This window comes from Paenibacillus sp. OK060 (genome assembly GCF_900101205.1).
Lineage (GTDB): Bacteria > Bacillota > Bacilli > Paenibacillales > Paenibacillaceae > Paenibacillus > Paenibacillus marchantiae.
Map to the genome: position 1 here is coordinate 239,757 of NZ_FNFR01000008.1, position 17,575 is coordinate 257,331.

Annotated in this window: 15 protein-coding genes and 1 riboswitch; of the genes, 1 reads left to right on the forward strand and 14 read right to left on the reverse strand. The window is 46.6% G+C overall.

Annotation, left to right across the window (positions count from 1 at the left end; translation table 11 throughout):
- Window positions 1–27: 27 nt before the first annotated feature.
- A riboswitch (SAM riboswitch) is annotated at window positions 28–169 on the reverse strand.
- 130 nt (window positions 170–299) lie between these two features.
- The 3 genes from BLS14_RS26390 to BLS14_RS26400 form a co-directional block, all read right to left on the reverse strand.
- Window positions 300–1,028: a Cthe_2314 family HEPN domain-containing protein gene (locus tag BLS14_RS26390; protein WP_076290915.1), complete on the reverse strand. Its 729-nt coding sequence runs from the start codon at window positions 1,026–1,028 to the stop codon at window positions 300–302.
- 216 nt (window positions 1,029–1,244) lie between these two features.
- Window positions 1,245–2,174 carry a COX15/CtaA family protein gene (locus tag BLS14_RS26395; protein WP_371121674.1) on the reverse strand — a complete coding sequence of 310 codons (930 nt, stop codon included), beginning with the start codon at window positions 2,172–2,174 and terminating at the stop codon, window positions 1,245–1,247.
- A 312-nt stretch (window positions 2,175–2,486) separates the two neighbouring features.
- A complete protein-coding gene (locus BLS14_RS26400) occupies window positions 2,487–2,831 on the reverse strand; it encodes a thioredoxin family protein (RefSeq protein WP_063566123.1) in 345 nt (114 codons plus the stop codon).
- 143 nt (window positions 2,832–2,974) lie between these two features.
- Between BLS14_RS26400 and BLS14_RS26405 the strand changes: the two genes are divergently transcribed.
- A complete protein-coding gene (locus BLS14_RS26405; protein ID WP_090954691.1) occupies window positions 2,975–4,255 on the forward strand; it encodes a DUF2515 family protein in 1,281 nt (426 codons plus the stop codon).
- Between the two features lie 149 nt (window positions 4,256–4,404).
- Here the strand turns inward: BLS14_RS26405 and BLS14_RS26410 are convergent, their stop codons facing one another.
- From BLS14_RS26410 to BLS14_RS26460, 11 genes are all read right to left on the reverse strand, one after another.
- The gene (locus tag BLS14_RS26410) at window positions 4,405–6,033 is read right to left on the reverse strand and encodes a putative polysaccharide biosynthesis protein (RefSeq protein WP_090954693.1); all 1,629 of its coding nucleotides are present in this window, start codon (window positions 6,031–6,033) and stop codon (window positions 4,405–4,407) included.
- A gap of 60 nt (window positions 6,034–6,093) precedes the next feature.
- A complete protein-coding gene (locus BLS14_RS26415; protein ID WP_063566179.1) occupies window positions 6,094–6,534 on the reverse strand; it encodes a DUF456 domain-containing protein in 441 nt (146 codons plus the stop codon).
- Between the two features lie 54 nt (window positions 6,535–6,588).
- Window positions 6,589–7,338, reverse strand: coding sequence for a Cof-type HAD-IIB family hydrolase (locus BLS14_RS26420; protein ID WP_063566126.1), 750 nt, complete (start codon window positions 7,336–7,338; stop codon window positions 6,589–6,591).
- A 283-nt stretch (window positions 7,339–7,621) separates the two neighbouring features.
- Complete coding sequence (locus BLS14_RS26425) at window positions 7,622–8,494, reverse strand: metal ABC transporter permease (RefSeq protein ID WP_072735495.1); 873 nt, start codon at window positions 8,492–8,494, stop codon at window positions 7,622–7,624.
- Complete coding sequence (locus BLS14_RS26430; RefSeq protein WP_090954695.1) at window positions 8,494–9,453, reverse strand: metal ABC transporter permease; 960 nt, start codon at window positions 9,451–9,453, stop codon at window positions 8,494–8,496. The genes BLS14_RS26425 and BLS14_RS26430 overlap by 1 nt, the downstream gene beginning before the upstream one ends.
- Window positions 9,454–9,456: 3 nt before the next feature.
- Window positions 9,457–10,278: a metal ABC transporter ATP-binding protein gene (locus BLS14_RS26435; RefSeq protein WP_256336684.1), complete on the reverse strand. Its 822-nt coding sequence runs from the start codon at window positions 10,276–10,278 to the stop codon at window positions 9,457–9,459.
- 31 nt (window positions 10,279–10,309) lie between these two features.
- Window positions 10,310–11,257, reverse strand: a complete 948-nt coding sequence (locus BLS14_RS26440; RefSeq protein WP_090954741.1) for a metal ABC transporter solute-binding protein, Zn/Mn family — start codon at window positions 11,255–11,257, stop codon at window positions 10,310–10,312.
- Window positions 11,258–11,497: 240 nt separating this feature from the next.
- Entirely contained in the window at window positions 11,498–13,477 is a 1,980-nt protein-coding gene (locus BLS14_RS26445) for a peptidoglycan D,D-transpeptidase FtsI family protein (RefSeq protein WP_090954697.1), read from the reverse strand.
- A gap of 287 nt (window positions 13,478–13,764) precedes the next feature.
- A complete protein-coding gene (locus BLS14_RS26450; protein WP_064635701.1) occupies window positions 13,765–15,789 on the reverse strand; it encodes a peptidoglycan D,D-transpeptidase FtsI family protein in 2,025 nt (674 codons plus the stop codon).
- A 105-nt stretch (window positions 15,790–15,894) separates the two neighbouring features.
- Window positions 15,895–16,992, reverse strand: a complete 1,098-nt coding sequence (locus BLS14_RS26455) for a transglutaminase domain-containing protein (RefSeq protein ID WP_063566181.1) — start codon at window positions 16,990–16,992, stop codon at window positions 15,895–15,897.
- A gap of 69 nt (window positions 16,993–17,061) precedes the next feature.
- The gene (locus BLS14_RS26460) at window positions 17,062–17,517 is read right to left on the reverse strand and encodes a hypothetical protein (RefSeq protein ID WP_063566182.1); all 456 of its coding nucleotides are present in this window, start codon (window positions 17,515–17,517) and stop codon (window positions 17,062–17,064) included.
- Between the last annotated feature and the right edge of the window lie 58 nt (window positions 17,518–17,575).

Sequence of the window (17,575 nt, forward strand, 5' to 3'; positions counted from 1 at the left end):
AGGGCTCTTCACGTGAAAGATTATACCTTCTCATCTGCCAAAATCGTGCCTTGCACCATTTTGTAGGAATTAGCACCTAACATCTATAAAGTATGACACAGCTGTCATGCAGTTATAAATCGGTTGCCGGGCTTCATCGGGCCTGTCCCTCCGCCGCTCTCGATAAGAAATATTTAATTTATAAGTTCAGTAGTAGTTATAATGTTAATGTCATAAATGTTAATTCCATCTAACTGTCGATCAGGAACTCAGTATAATCCAAGTATTCCGATTTGTCAAAGGCAAATATTACTATCCAATCAGTTCTTCGGTTGATGCAATACCTGCTTATGCCATTTCTCATTGATGTAGCCATACGCTGCTTTTAACGTCTCACATACCATATCCACACCCTGCCGGAGTTCCACGACATGTTGATCCAGATCCTCCAGCTTCACTTTCCCTTGCAAAGTCTGGTGTAACTGCCACAGATCATCCTGCATTTCGGAGTTCATGTAATGAATCTCCATGTTTCGTCGTTTGCGCAATTTGCTCATTGGCTCACGGTAAGAGTCCTTGATCCGAATTAGTTCGTTGGCAAGAACATAATGCAGCTTATCATATCCGAACTGTCTTAATACGGTGAAATATGAATAATGAGTTTTAACATTGGTTGTATTCAGCTCAAATATTTCATTCAACACTGTACCTAACTTATCCAGAATGGCAAAACATCGGATGAAGCCATCCTTATAAAAATAGACGTAACGGGCATACTCCGCTTTTTCTAGTAATGTCATATCATCCGTAGAGCCCGCTTTGACTTTCTGACGGAAATGGGAAGCTGCAAAACAGCTTTGTTCCAATTCATCCAGCGAAGAGATCAGTCCCTGGGTCCATATATACAGTTTACGAAAATCATGGGTAGGATCATGGTCCACATGCATCTGTCGCTGAAATAGCTCAAGTGTATCCGCCATCGCTTCCATCGCGTCCTTTAGTATGCCTTCGTTCTTACGCGGCTTTTCACCCAGCAACGTTCGCAGCATATATAGCCTCCTCTTTCCACTCTGCAGATCATCAAATTAATAATAATTCATCATATTAAACAAAATCGGAATCAGAGTAAACGTATGACCGCTGCTTACAATAGGGTGCCCTGACACGCCTGACATCAAACAAAGTTCACCTGTCCAATGATGTACATCATCGGATGGTGAACTTCACTGGATACATCCCCTGAACTACAATAATTCGGATATAGATTAGAACCGGTTAACGGGCCGATGCAACTTGTACACCAGGAAACTCATATACGTTAATACACCGAATAAAATGGCAATATCAAGCATATGCGCCAGCGCTACGAACATATACACTTCCGGACGGTTCATCGTGAGCATCAGACCAAAACCAATCACCACTTGCAACAAAACCAGTACAACAGAAATGACTCCTAGCGCTCTTAATTCCGTGTTATCCGGATGTTTGCGATACGCAAAATGACCGAGAATTGCAATGACGATTACTAATGAAACAGCCGCCACCCGGTGAGCAAAAGCAACAGCTACGCCTCCCGAGAGCTCAGGAATAATCTGCCCGTTACAGAGCGGAAAGCCTGAACAGCCTCCAGCAGAATCCGTATGGCTCACAAATGCTCCAGTATATACCACGAGGTACGTATAGATCGTGGAAAACCACACCAGATTTCGGAACCCTTTGCTAACTCGCGGATATCGATTCAGTCTTTCCAATCCACCATGGCGAGCTTCCTGCCGAATACCAAGCGCCATCATCAAGGAGCTGGCAAAAGCAATTAAGGCAAATCCGAAATGCAGTGCCATGACTGCGGAAGATTGGGAGAATACGACTGCAAAAGCCCCCATAATTCCCTGGACAATAACAAATATCAGTGTTAACAATGAAAACAATTGCAGATCACGGCGTGATTTGCCAAACCGCAAAAATGCTACAAAAGAGGCTATGGACAAAAGCCCTGCCAGTGCGCTGACGGCGCGATGGGAAAATTCAATTAGTGAGGCAACAGTATGTGCAGGCACAAGTTTTCCGTTACATAAAGGCCATTCTGCGCCGCAGCCGAGGCCCGATTCCGTTCGGGTCACTACGCCTCCGCCAAATGTGGCCAGAAACATGACAAGACAGGTTAATACGGTTAACCATTTAAACAAGGTTATGTGCTTCAATTTTTTTCTCACCCGCTGTTGGTTTAAGATGGCGAAGAACTACATCCTCCGCTTGATTCGTTACTTTGACACTTATTTCACAACTAAATTCATTATACCGGATAAATGTGTCATTGACGCCGCGCTTTGTGACAAAATGTTAACGTCTGTCGAGAAGTTGACCCACAGGTCATCGACAAATATGTACATTATTACAACCTTAGTTTCTCCCGAAAACTCGGAAAATACAAACGCCACTTCCCTATTTCAAGAGAAATGGCGTTCCTTTAATTATAACCTTTAACATGGTTAACCTGTCATGCTTTATTTATGAATCGTGTTATACACCTCAACTGCACGCTGCAGGAATTGCTCAATCTCTTCTCTCGACTTGCGCAGTTTGTTCACATAACGAACAAGTTCCCGGCCATCTGTGTAAGCTACAAAGCTGGGGATGCCGAGGATATTTTGCTCTTCGCTCACTGTACCCACCTGATCTACGTCGACCTCAACCAACTTCAGTTCACGAGCAAACTTCTCTTCAACTTCAGGCATAAACGGATCGATGTACTTGCAATCACCACACCAATCTGCCTTAAATACAGCTACAGTCAAACGCGGAGATTGGATTGCCACATCAAATTCCGGTTTCGATGTAATCTTTTCCATTACAACATCTTCCTTTCTATACCTTGTCTTATCCTCTAAGTGAAGCAAATTGCGGAGTGGAAGTCAAATATTCGGCGCATACTGACATCAACAGCTTCTTAAACTAAAAGCGTAATCAGAATATCAGGAAAGGAGGTCATGTCATGACTTCCGTTAAATCGGATTCCTCCGAGTCTGCCCATCATGGGTCAATATTACAGATGGTTCGATCCATCCCCGGTGCGGCCCGGGAAGTGTGGAGGGGCAAACAGGCGGCTTGGCAGGCCTCTGCACAGCTTCGTCATCCCTTGCGTGATATGGCTTGGGACTCTGACATGGCTGCAACCTTACAAGCAGAGGTGGAGCGCCTATTGCCTGGAAACGAGAGTTCTTTTGCCCGAAATACGCTCAGTGCACTGGTCTGTGAAGAGGACTGCATCATTCTGGAAGAGATCAAGACATTAACGCAGGAAAACAACCGGAGTAACATCACTCGCACAGCAGCATACCTGGAATGTTACGAACAGTATCCAGAGCTGCATTGGGCCCTGCTTGCCCATATGGTATCCCGTAACGGCGGATATCACATGACCGATCTTCAAAGTGACCTTATGCATAATCTGCAAAATCAAACAGACCGTGAGCACATGTATCGACTACTGGAGCGATGTAATGCCCTCATTTTCCAAGATGCTTATCCCCAGCTTCTGTTATATATGAATAGCCGCCGGATCGGCCGGAGCTGTTTTCATTTGTTGTCCCATTTTCATGTATCGGCGTTCATGACACCGTTCTGGGAACGATTTTGGCTGGAGCGATGCAGCTCGCTGCTTAGTGTGGCATTAATTATTAATGAGCAGAACTATATCGAGAGCCGTGTCGTGCAGCATCCTTATTTTCAAAAACAAGTGCTGTCCAAACCCGCATTCCATCTGCATAATCTGGCTGGGCTGAACCATATCGTATTTCCACTCGGGCGGGAAAAAGGTCTTGCAGGCCGGGTTATTGAACATTTTGGCAAGCTGGATGAGCGGATTATGTTTGGCAAAGGCTTATATGCAATGCTGTTTGGAGTAGAACAAGTGTACACACAAGTATTGGAGTTTGTGCGCTCGGTTCCCCACCGTGGCTCACGTGCTGAATACTGGCCTGGTCTGTTCACCGCACATAAAGATGAACCCGGAGAAGCTGAGCTCTATAGTCAGGAGCTGTTGGATCAAGAATGGCTAGCGGAAGGACAACGGTTATATAGTCCTGAATTGCTGGCTGTATGGGGTGATACGCCGTATGAACCGATTACAAGGCAGGATTGGCTGCAAAATCGCGATTGTCTCGGTCATCTCACGGCCCCGCGCCGCCCTTGGCTGTTTGAGATGAGTCATGAGCATCGGTATGGAATGCTGAAAACTGCATTGGCGCATGATGCCAAAACCTTAACTCATTAAGGACAGAGGCCTTAAAAAGGAACGTCTAGAAGTCAATAATGGACTACCTTTTTTCGGTATTACAAAAAAGCTCTGTCCGCTATGAAAGCAGACAGAGCTTGTACTTATTTCAAACAATATAACGAAGTGGGTATTGTGTGTTGAATCGATTATCCACGTTGCCCGGCTCCACGTTGTAGACGCATGAGCGGACGGAGTATTTTTTGCAAAATACGAGGGTAACTGCCCAGTTCGTCTTTACGAAGTACACGTAGAACAACCATGAGTACCAAGTACACGATAACCACAAGCGCACCCACAAACAGACAGGTAACGAGGAAGGATACACGTGTTGGCAGGAATAAATCAAAGATAGAGTTCCCAGCCCAGTTCGCCGCAAAACCAAAACCCGCTGCACACAGCACGGTAATGATGAATCCTTTCCAACGATCACCCATGATCGAGAAATCAACAATTTTGCGAAGCACCCGCAAATTGAGGTACGTAATAACCAGGAAACACAATGCGGTCGCAATAATGATCCCGTAAATGCCAAAGATTGGAGCCAGAATTAAACTCGCTACGAGTTTGACTACGATACCGGTAGCTACACTGATCATTGTAATCCGTGGTTTACCTACCCCAAGCAAAATGGAGTTGGTGGTCATCATCGTAATTTGGAAAATGGTACCGAACGTCAGCAATGTAATGATTGGTGTCCCGTCTGGGCTGGTAAACAGTAAACCGTTAACGGAATACGCTGCCGCACACAGAGCGATAACGATCGGCATTCCTGTCAGAATCGAAATGCGCAAAGCAAGCGTCACCTGATTTTTCAGATGAACTTCATCCTTGCGTGCAAAAGCTGCCGAAATGACTGGCACAAGTGATTGACTCAGTGCGATAGCCAAAATCGGAGGAATGCCTGCAATACTTTGGGCCTTGGCACCGAGAATGGCAAGAACTCCTGTCGCTTCATCCATCCCGATTCGTCCGCTAAGCAATGGAACTACCAGCGATGAATCGATAAAGTTAATCGCCGGAACAGCGAGTGAAGATAAAACGATTGGAATCGAAAGTTTGAATATATCGCTGTAGATACCCCGCATGGGCAATTGCTCCGCACGCTCATAATTCAATTGCGCCGCACGGTCATTTTTGCGAAGTTTCAAGGTGAAGTACAACATGACCGCAAAAGCGCCAATGCTTCCGAATACGCCCCCAAATGAAGCCCCTGCAGCAATGGTTTGATCATCATAATTCCATTGCAGCATAACAAACGCCACGATGATCGCTGTACCTACACGTGCAAACTGCTCCACAATCTGTGAAATGCCGCCTGCCGTCATATTGCCGCGACCCTGGAAATATCCACGCATCATTGCGATGGCCGGGAAGAGCAGTAGCGCTGGAGCCAAGGCCCGAATGGCGCTCACCGATTCCGGTACTTTGGATACGTACGTCGCATAATAAGGTGCTGCGAACCATAATAAAGTAGACATCACTACCCCGGCTACAGCCGCAAAGATCAGGGCTGCACGGTAGATTTGTTGAGCTTCACCTGCGCGTCCCAGTGCATAACGTTCCGAGACCATTTTGCTAAGTGTACTCGGTATGCCTGCTGTAGCTACGGTTAACAGCATTAAATATACCGTATTGGAGATGGTAAACGATGCGTTACCGATATCGCCGAGGATATGCTCCAGCGGCACCCGTTGAACCAATCCGAGTACCCTCGCAATTAGCGCAGCTGCCGCCAAGATGAGCGTACCTCTAATGAATGTTTCCTTCTTAGACAAACCAATTCCCCTTCTTTCCCCCACACCGACGTGCATCCAGATGAAGCCGCTCCCGAACGTCTATGCGAATCTTACCACCCAGATAATAAACAGAACAATCATGACGATTTGCAAAATAATTTTCATAACGGTGCTTGTAAACAGCCCCACCACGGAACCAAATCCGACTTTGGAAGCTTTGGCAGGTGAAGACCCTCCGATCAGTTCCCCGATAAAAGCACCGATAAATGGTCCCAGTACCAGTCCGAATGCCGGAATAACAAATGGGCCTATGATGACACCAATCGTACTGAGAGTCGTCGATAATTTGGAGCCGCCGAATTTCTTCACACCCCAGGCACTGACGACATAATCAGCCACAAACAGCACCACTACGATCAAAATCTGGATAATCCAGAACCATACACCGAACGGAACAAAGCTGAAGAACCAGCCATAGACCAGAAACGCGAAGAAAATCGCTACAGCACCAGGCAGTATGGGATATACCGTTCCGGCCATCCCCACCGCAAACAGCAGTACAATTAAAATCCAGCCAACGGTTGCGAGCAAAGGTTATTCCCCCTTCAAAATATGATCACGGATGACTTCGACAATGCCATCTTCGTTGTTGCTCGCTACGATCAGGTCAGCCGCTTCCTTCACTTGCTCCTGCGCGTTGCCCATGGCAACACCAAGACCCACAGCTTCAATAACCGCCAGATCGTTCAAGCTGTCTCCAACAGCAACCACTTCGGACATCTCTATGCCCAGAAGCTTGCAGACTTCAGCTACACCGCTCGCTTTGGATACACCAGCAGGGTTAATCTCAATATTAACTGGTGAGGAGTTCGTCATTTGCAAGCCGCCCATTTGTTGCAGCTCCATCATAATCTGGTGACGGACTTCATCTACTTCGGTATTGAATCCGAATTTCAGCCATTCCAGACCTTCAATATTGTCCGTCCAGCGATCACGGTTGAACAGCTCTTCCACGGAGTATGCCCAGTACCAGCTATTATATTTTTCGCCAATCTCCTGCATTTTGCGGATCAATGCCGGGTCCATCAGATGGCGCATATGCAGATCATGCGGAGCTTTCCAGACTTCACTGCCATTGACCGTTACCATCGGGGTCTCCAGCCCAAGCTGTACCGCATAAGGCATCGCATGAAAAACAGCTCTTCCCGTCGAAAGGCACACATGCACTCCCCGACGAATGGCGATCTGAATCCATTTGGCGGTTTCCTGTGTGATCTCATGATTATCGTTAAGCAATGTTCCATCCATATCCAATGCAAGCAATTTGTATTTTAGTTCACTCATACCGTATTTCCTCCTCAGTTGTCTCTCTACTTCTCCCTATCCAAATACTCTCACAAAAAGATCGCCCGGCATCCGCGTAGGCGGATACTCCGGACGTCACAGCTAACGACATTTTACCACAGATCGTCGGCCTGCAACAAAGTAACCCGCGATACGGGTGAACCTTTGCAACAAGGGCACAGGTGTCTGTTCCAATTCGTGTAAGAGTCTGGTATAAGATAAAACTTACCCGTATCCATGAAAAAACCGCCTGCAATGCAGACGGCTGCTACTTTTTTATCCATTAACGTGCCGCGAATTTGCGACGAGCATATCGGAAGACAATACCATGCTTTGGAGACAGCAACAGGGCCAGCACAAACAGAATTCCTGCTACCGCCACCATGCAACCTGCAATGGAAGCATCCAGCGCGTAAGCCATGATGTACCCTCCAACCGAGGAAGCTGCTCCTACGAGCACGCTGTACAGAATCATTTTGCCCAGTCGATCCGTGAGTAAGTAAGCCGTCGCTGCAGGTACAATCAACATGCCTACCACGAGAATAGATCCTACGCTCTCAAATGAAGCCACAGATGTCATGGAAACGAGCCCCATAAGCAAATAGTGGAACAGCACCACCGGAATGCCGCAGGCCGCAGCCAGCGCCGGATCAAAGGCACACAACTTGAACTGTTTGTAGAACAAGCCGATTACAAGGAGGATGACCAGCAAGGTGATGCCCAGCATCCAGACCGCCCTTGGGCCTACATCCGTCCCTCCAAGCGTTAAGGTATCCCACTGGACATAAGCGATCTCACCGAACAAGACACAATCGAGATCCAGATCAATATGCCCGGCATTCAAACTGATCAAAATCACACCCACTGCGAAGAGTGCCGTAAACACTATTCCGATGGAAGCATCCGATGATAGTCCTCCAGCCTGTAAGCTTTGAATGAAGAACACCGTCAGTAATCCAAATACGGTTGCCCCAAGCAGCATCCATAACGAATCACGTGAACCGCTCCACAGGAAAGCAATCGCAATACCTGGGAGAACCGCATGACTGATCGCATCTCCAACCAGAGCCATCCGCCTTAATATGAGAAAACAGCCAAGAATTGCGCAAGCGGAGGATACCAGGATGGCCGTTAATAGAATCCAAAACGTTGCCATTACAACTCACCCCGTTCCTGCTGTGCTCGCTGTGCAGAGAGTGTCTGTAGCCTGGCATGTTCTTCTCTCAAGTAAGCGGATTTCGCCTGCATACTTCGCAAACGGCGTGCTAACAGTCCGCGCCGTGGAGCAAGCAATGCGGAACCTGCAAATAGCACTGTCGCCGCCAGTACCGTTACTGGCCCTGTAGGCAGATTAGGCACCAATGTGCTGAAGATTGTACCTGTCGCACCGCTCAGTGCTCCAAATACGCCGGCCAACAGTACCATAAGCGAGAGCGAGTCCGTCCAACAGCGAGCTGCTGCTGCAGGAGTCACCAGCAAAGCGGCGACAAGCACCACGCCAACCGCCTGAATTCCCGCAACAACCGCAATCACGGTCAACAGCAGAATCAGTTGTTCCAGCATGCCAACCGGCAGTCCCATACCCCGTGCGAATCCCGGGTCAAAACTCACCAGCTTGAATTCCTTGAACCATGCCAGACAAGCGATCAATAATACAAGACAGACACCGCCCATGACATACACATCCGTCATCACCATGGAGGCGGCCTGACCAAACAAATATTTATCAAGTCCACTCTGACTGCCGCTTGCACCGTGCTGAATCCGAGTAAGCATCACTACACCAATACCGAAAAATACAGTCAGCACAATCCCCATTGCCGCATCCTGCTTGATCCGGGAATACCGTGTAATCCACGATATGCCGAAGGTCGCAATGATTCCAGCCACAAGCGCACCGAACAGAAATAATCCTACTGATTTGGTTTCAGTCAACATAAACGCGATGCAAATTCCTGGCAGAGCTGCATGAGCCAACGTATCCCCCATGAGACTTTGACGACGCAAAAATGTAAAAGAGCCAATAATTCCACTACTGAATCCGAGTAACAAGCAGCCAAGCAATATCCAGCGTGTATTGGGATCGGACAAAATGGCTACTATCCAGTTCCACATGCACTACACCTGGCCTTTCTCCGACCGGCTGCCGATCATCGCTATCCGGCCTCCGTACGTCTCTTGCAAAGTATCCGGTACAAATACTTCATTCGTCGGTCCACCTGCAACCAACCGTCCATTAAGCAGCAAGACATGGTCGAAATATTCCTCCACTGTCGCCAGATCATGGTGAACAACCAGTACGGTCTTCCCTTGCTTCTTTAGCTGTTCCAACAATGAAATGATAGCTTTCTCCGTTGTGGCGTCCACACCTGCAAACGGCTCATCCATGAAATACAATTCCGCATCCTGTACCAGTGCTCTTGCCAGAAAGACACGCTGCTGCTGTCCTCCAGAAAGCTGACTGATCTGGCGGTACATATAATCACCCATTCCCACTTGCTCCAGGCAGTGAGCTGCCAGATCCCGTTCTTTTTTGCCTGGACGGCGGAACCAGCCCAGATGTCCATAACGCCCCATCATGACTACATCGAGCGCGTGAGTCGGGAAATCCCAATCAACAGATTCACGCTGAGGTACGTAGCCGATCCGGCGTCGCTGTTCTCGGTAGGACTGACCAAAAATTTTCACCTCGCCGTGCATTTTTGGAACAAGTCCCAGAACGGCTTTGATCAAGGTTGATTTCCCTGCCCCATTGGGACCAAGAATGCCAATCAGCTGACCTTCCGGGATATCAAAAGACACCCCACTGAGCACCGGCTTTTTATGGTAAGCCACAGCCAGGTCCCGAACGCTAAGCGGAGCTGATGTAGGCTGTGTTCCCTTCAGAAGGTTAGCATTTGGTTGTGATTGAGATTTTTCGGATAAAATTGTATCGCTCATGCTCTGTCCACTCCTCTCTTCATATCGTTTATCATTTTAATGCCTCTACAATCGTCTGAGTGTTGTGGCGGATCATGCCGATATACGTTCCTTCTTCTGTTCCCTCAGCACCCATGGCATCCGAGAACAGTTCACCACCAATGCTTACGGTATGTCCTTTTTCGGCCGCACCGGCAATAATTGCTTCCATCGCTTTTGCTGGGACGCTGGATTCTACAAATACCGCTTTGATATTGTTGTCCACAAGATAATCTCGCAACTCACTGACATCTCTTGCACCATATTCTGCTGCTGTACTGATTCCTTGAAGCCCCATCACTTTCATGTCATAAGCTTGGCCAAAGTATCCAAAGGCATCATGCGCCGTAACCAATACCCGGCTGGCTTCCGGAATCTCCTGGATTTTTCCCCGCACCTCGGAATCCAATGCCTCCAGTTTGGTTAGATACTGCTCTGCCTGGGCCTTGTACTCTTCTGCATGTTCCGGGTCTGCTTCCACGAGTGTATCGCGCACAGCCTCTGTGGCATGCATCCAGTGGCTAACATCAAACCAGACGTGTGGGTCGTATTCCGTTCCGCCTGTATCTTTTCCTGAACGCAATTCCTCCACCGGAATGTTCTCCGAGACAGCTGTTACTATTTTGCTCTTGGACATTTTCTCCAAGATGTCTGTCATTTTGCCTTCAAGATGCAATCCGTTATAGAAGATAACTTTTGCTTGCTCCAGCTTCCTAATATCTCCCTGTGAAGCCTTGTACAAGTGAGGATCTACCCCTGGGCCCATCAGCCCGGTCACATCAACATATGCCCCGCCGACTTCACGCGCTACATCCGCAATCATGCCTGTTGTGGCTGTGACCTGCACCTTCCCTTCACTACCTCCTGTTTCCGCTGCACCTGAGCACGCTGTTAGCACGATAACCAGAACAACATCTGCCAGTGTCATCAACCCTCTCTGAATGCTCCTCATCTTCACCATCAACAATTCATACCGCCCCTTTCCCTCTCCTAACATAATTGTCCTCATCTAATTTTGTTGTACAAGGTATTAAAATTTATACAAGACTAATAATGTTTCCCTTGTGCAAATTTTAGCCGATGCAAAATAAAAAGGCAAGGGATAATTTCCCCTGCCTGTCCAATAGAGTAGATGGGCGATTTAATTAGATTGTTTGTCTTTTTTCGCTTATCTGTGCTAATTCATTTGCGTTTCTTCACGTTACTCTGTATCTTTCCCCTGATCTTTCTTCCCTTTTGGAGTCCCATCAAGGCCATACACTTCATCGTAAGCATCGAAAATTTTACGTGCAATCGGAGACGCACTGACCGATCCAAAGCCACCTTCGGGCACAACAACCGCTATAGCCAGCTTCGGATTATCCCGTGGTGCAAATGCGATAAATACTCCGTTTTCCTTTTTGTTCGGTCCTGTTCCCTGCTCCGAGGTTCCTGTTTTTCTCGCATAATCATAGGGGAAACCGTTAAACGAACTTACTTTGGTGACCATACCCTTGTGCACTTCATTCCAGTATGCATCAGCAAAATCAACCTCGTTTAACACTTTTGGTTTAATTTTCTTCACCACATTACCTTCTGCGTCACGGATTTCCTTCACCAAATGAGGTTCGATCCGTTTGCCTTTATTGGCAAGCATTGTCGTATATTGTGCGAGTTGAAGCGTTGTATATTTCGCTTGCTGTCCAAATGAAGCAAACGCTAACCTCGTCAAGCCTGATTCGTCATTATCACTATTGTATTCTAGTGTACCTAGATACTCTTTCGGCAAATCCACTCCTGTAGACACGCCCAAACCGAACTTTTTCATGTATTTGTCCCACACTTCCACGCCCTCGGTCGCCCCATATTTGTTATAGAGGCCCTTTCCCACCATATCAATCATAAAGGCATTGGAAGATTTCTCAATAGCCCGTCTCGCTGTAATAGAGCCGTTAAATGCCGAGTGTGAATTTCTAACCTTTCTCCCATCTTTACCTAAAGTAGCATACCCTTGGTCATAGTAGGTTTGCCCTGTACTGAACAGACCCTCTTTCAATCCAATTAGTACACTAAGTGGCTTAATAACGGAACCCAACAAAACAACGGATTCCGTATGTTTTTTCGAATCGTCCGGCGGGAAGGAAGCCATTGTTCCGTTGCGATAAACGTACTTGATCTTGTCATAATCCCAGTCATTCGGATCATAATCAGGCATACTCGCCATAGCCACTACATTGCCTGTATCCACTTCCATGGCTACCGCATATCCCGTAACGGCGTTCGGAAGTTTACGCAATTCATCCGTTATTGCCTGCTGTGCTGCCATCTGAATTTCCTTATTGATTGTGGAGACCAGACTGTATCCCTTCTCCGGCGGAGTCTGTTGCATCGTACCCTCTGGCAAATTACGCAAATTAATATCAATGGATTGGTAGCCGCTACGCCCACGAAGCTCTTCCTGATATTGAAATTCAAGGCCATCAACTCCAACTTTTTCTTGCTGGGTATAGCGCAATCCTGGGTCGCGTTCTGTTGCTTCCGATTTGCTGATTTCTCTATACTTATCCAAGTTGTCCTGTTGGCCTTTGAACTCTCTTGTATATCCGATCACCTGAACTGCGACCCTATCCGGATCATACTTTCTTACGTTTTCCTCAAGTACCATAGCACCTGGATATTCAGACTTTTTCTCCATAAAATAAGCAATTTCCTTCATGTTGAGATCCGATTTCACCAGACGAGGAGTATACCCATGTGCCTTCTGAGATTCCAGATCCAGGCGTTTTAAGATTTCTGCTGCATCTGGTTGTTCTTTGTCCCCCGGATTAAACTGCTTAAATACAGCCGCCAGTTCATCAGCAAGTTCCTGTGCCTCCTGCTTGCGGTCATCATTTCTATAATCCTCATACAACAACACATAGAGGGATTGTACAGGCTCCGAATAAGCCAGCGCGACTTCCCCTGTCGCATCGTAGATTGGCCCACGAACAGGAGCGAGCGGAATATCTTTAGTATTTCGGCTGGTTTCCATATAGGTCAGTTCAGGTCCCTCGACAAATTGCACAAAGGCCAATCTGAAAATTAGGATACTGAATATCACAAACGCAGCGAAAAAAAACATATTCATTCTTACACTAGATGGCTTGTTGTTGACTGGTGTATCTTCATTGGACATTTTCTTTTTCCTCAATCGGTTAAACATGGGATAAGCCTCTCCGTTCTTATGTAAAAGTAGATTCATCTATCACGCATATTGCATCAATCGGTTCAAATAACATACCTTTCCTTCTACAAGTCTATCAAAGGTCAACTGCCATGTCCTCCAGATTTTGGTTACATTTTCGTGAACATTCTCTTATATAAACGTGGCATGCACGATGTTTGTTACATATTGATTTGAAGCAGCTTTTGGGAAAGTGGCCTCTCAGTCCTGGCAAACGAAAAAAGGACCCTCGAAAGGGTCCCTTCTTTTGGAATCAATGACTTACATTATTGTGTATCAGATTCTTTATTTTTATCTTTTTTCGGTACACCGTCCAGACCAAACTCCTCGTCATAGGCGTCGAAGATCGCACGTGCAACAGGGGCAGCACTACTCGAACCAAAGCCCCCTTCAGGAATAACCACGGCTACAGCCAGCTTCGGATTGTTGCGTGGAGCGTAAGCAATAAATACCCCGTTATCCACCAATTTGCCTCCGACTAACTGTGTGGATGTACCTGTTTTTCTTGCAAAGTCATAAGGGAATCCACTAAACGCTGTTACTTCGGTTGCCATGCCTCGCTGTACTTCATTCCAGTAAGCATCATTAAAATCGACTGTGCTGAGCACTTTCGGTTTCATTTTCTCAACCACATTGCCTTCCGAATCACGGAACTCACTGACTAATTGTGGCTCCATGCGTTTTCCTTTATTCGCTAGCATCGTAGCATACTGTGCCAGCTGCATTGTTGTATACTTCCCTTGTTGTCCAAAGGAGGCATATACCAGACGTGTTAAAGAACTTTCCAATTCATTCTCATATTCTTTGAGACCAGGCTTCTCATTAGGCAAGTCTACTCCTGTAGACACACCAAGACCGAATTGTTCCATGTACTTATCCCATACGCCAATACCCTCTGCACCATACTTCGAGTACAGTTTCTTCCCGATCTCGTCGATCATAAACACGTTCGAGGAATGTCGAATCGCATCACGAGGAGTTAACGAACCATACACGTGACCGGAGGAATTCTGTACTCTGCGGTTATCCCCACCAAAAGTCGTTGAACCTCTGTCTGAATATACTGTATTTGTTGTGAAAAAACCTTCCTTCAAACCAATCAATACACTAAGTGGTTTGATTGTGGAACCAAGCAATACAACAGATTCCGCCCGTTTACCTGAATCGTCTGGCGGGAATCCACGAATGGTACCATTTTGATAAATATATTTTATTCTATCGTAATCTTCAGTACTTATACCGCCAGTTCTCCATACGTTCGTGTCGTAATCCGGCATACTGGCAGCAGCAACGATTTTCCCTGTATCCACTTCCATCGCTACCGCAAAGCCTGTTTTTGCATTGGGATGAAGCTTACCGGAGACCTGATGTGTGTGCAGCCAGCTTAGTTGATCCAGTATCGCTTGTTCCGTTTTCACCTGAACATTTTTGTTAATCGTTGTAATCAGATCATACCCTTTTTCGGGTGGGGTAGAGCCTGCTACACCTTCAGGCAAGTTACGTAAGTCAACGTCCACGGAGTTATAACCGCTTTTCCCTCGCAGAACATCCTGATATTGCAGTTCCAGTCCATCAAAACCAACAAACTCATTCTCGGTATATACAAGACCTGGGTCCGTTTGCTTTTTATTGGCCTCATCGACCTCTTTGTATTTATTGAGTGTTTTAGAGCTTTTGAACTTTTTGAGATAACCAATCGTCTGAACGGCTACCGTATCCGGATCATAGTAACGCACACTTTCCTCTACAATCTGAATTCCCTTGAATTCATCCTTGTGCTGCAGGAAATAAGCCACTTCCTCATCGGACAGATCACTCTTGATCAGACGTGGCATGAACCCGTTTGCTTTACGCGAATTGAGGTCCATTGCTTCTAAGATGTTATCGACCGTAAGGGCCTCGGAATCCTTTTTCTTATACTGCTCAAAAACATCATGCAACCGAGTTGCGATGTCCTCCACTTCCGCTATATTCGGATTTGGCTTACCATCCACATCCCCATAGTTTTTGTATAAAGTCAGATACAAGGATTGAATCGGCTTGGAGTAAGCCAGCTTTACCTCGCCCGTGGAATCATAGATGGTTCCTCTCACGGGAGCGAGTGGTACATCTTTGGTAATATTACTCGCTTCCTCCTGACTGAGCTCAGGGCCTTCCACGAATTGCAAAAATGCCAGCCGTACAATAATAACGCTAAAAATAACAAAGGAAGCGAAGAAAAATACGTTCATCCGGTAACTGAAGCGCCGCTTGTCCGTAAGTTCGTCCTTCTCTTTTGAATGATTTTTCATTCATCCTACCTCTTTCATGACTTGATGCATACCGTCCAGGCTGTACAGCCTCGGCATGATAACCTGGCAACGTCGTCATCTCCCGGACCCATGTCCGGCGTAATATTAAGCTGATTGATCTTTCAGATGGGTATCGGCAAAGTTAGGAGGATTGAACCAATCACCACTAATCGCCCAAGTGGGGTCAAGCGGAATCCAGCTTTCCGAATCACTTAAATATATTTCATTCCAGGCATGTGGACCATATCCACCCTGCCCATTATAACCAAGTCCTGTAACCACTTTGACTTCCAGACCCTGTGAACGAGCCATGACTGCATATAAACGAGCGTAATCGATACATACGCCTTCACGTGTATCAAATGTATTTTGTGGCGTCTGCTCGTGCCATATGCCCTTTTGCTCATAATCATCCACTTTACCATAGTCATATTGAATGCGAGAACCTACCCAGTCATATAATGCCCTGGCTTTGGCTTCATCTGTCGTTTGACCTTTCACAATTTCTTTTGCCGCAGATTCAATATCCGCCGGAATGTTATGGTCAATGACTTCATATTTGCGTTGCAGGATCGCGCCAAGTTCCTTTTGCACGGCTTGCGTAAATACGGGCAGCTTGTCCTTAATAAATGTACCTGATAATGGCTCTATAACAGATTTGGCCCCTTGCATATAAATGGGTGAAGCCTCTACATAGCGACTAAACATGCTGCCCGGATAGAGACTTACAATCATGAACAACACGGCAATCACAATCATCCCGCGGACGGAGCCAATGACTGTACCAATCACAGCACCTGTAAAGCGGCTGAAAAATCCTTTGGGTCTGCTCTCTTGCTCTGCTGAACTGTATCTTCTGCTGAAAATAAGGGAAGAGAGCAATCCGAGAATCAATCGGATGAAGCCATAACTAAGCACAAACAACACGGCAAACCGCATCAGCGGGAAATCAGCAATGGCCGTAATCAATGTATAATACATCTGCTCCCATCGGTTCAATTCACGGTTTGGCATGTCTGCCGCATGCACAGACAACCATTGTTGAACATATGGCGCAAGCCATAATGTTAAACCGATGGATAACAAAATACCAATGACCGCCATAATGCCATCCATGAGGAACCCAAAGAGTCTTCCTGCCGAACGCGAAGCACCTCTGGACCACCCCTGAAGCAATGAAGCGGCCACAATCAGCAGCAGCATAATCGTTATGCCGTTGAATTCTTTCAGACTATCCAGCCAACTTTGCAGCACGTGTCCATTCCTCCTTTACTACGAAGACGGTGCTGTTCCGTTCTCCTGTGCCTGTTCGACAAACGTACGTATGGTGTCATTGTCGAGTTTCCATTCGCCAAGTGAGATTCCGCGGAAGGTCACATCGACTTTATCTGATTGAGTTCTGCCTTTAATCTCCACATTGGGACTTGTGATGGTGAACGCCCCATCCTGTCCTTTGACGTATTTAGCTTTGGAAGCTTCCTTAAGCATCATGCTGGTCGCTTCCTTCTTCAATGTGTCCATCGTACTTGATTGTACGTCAGTAACTGTCTGTTTGATCTGATCAATGGAGATGCCGCTGTATATCAGTAGAGCCGCAATAATGATGATGGCAATCGCCCATTTCAATACGGTTTTGACCACGTTCAGAACAAAGAACAAAATGATCAACGCAACCACGATCACCAGCCAGTTCTGCATCACAAACTCTTTGATTACTTCTATGTTCATGACTACACCTTCCGTATTAGAGTTGATTATTAACACTTCCCGAATATTATACATGATT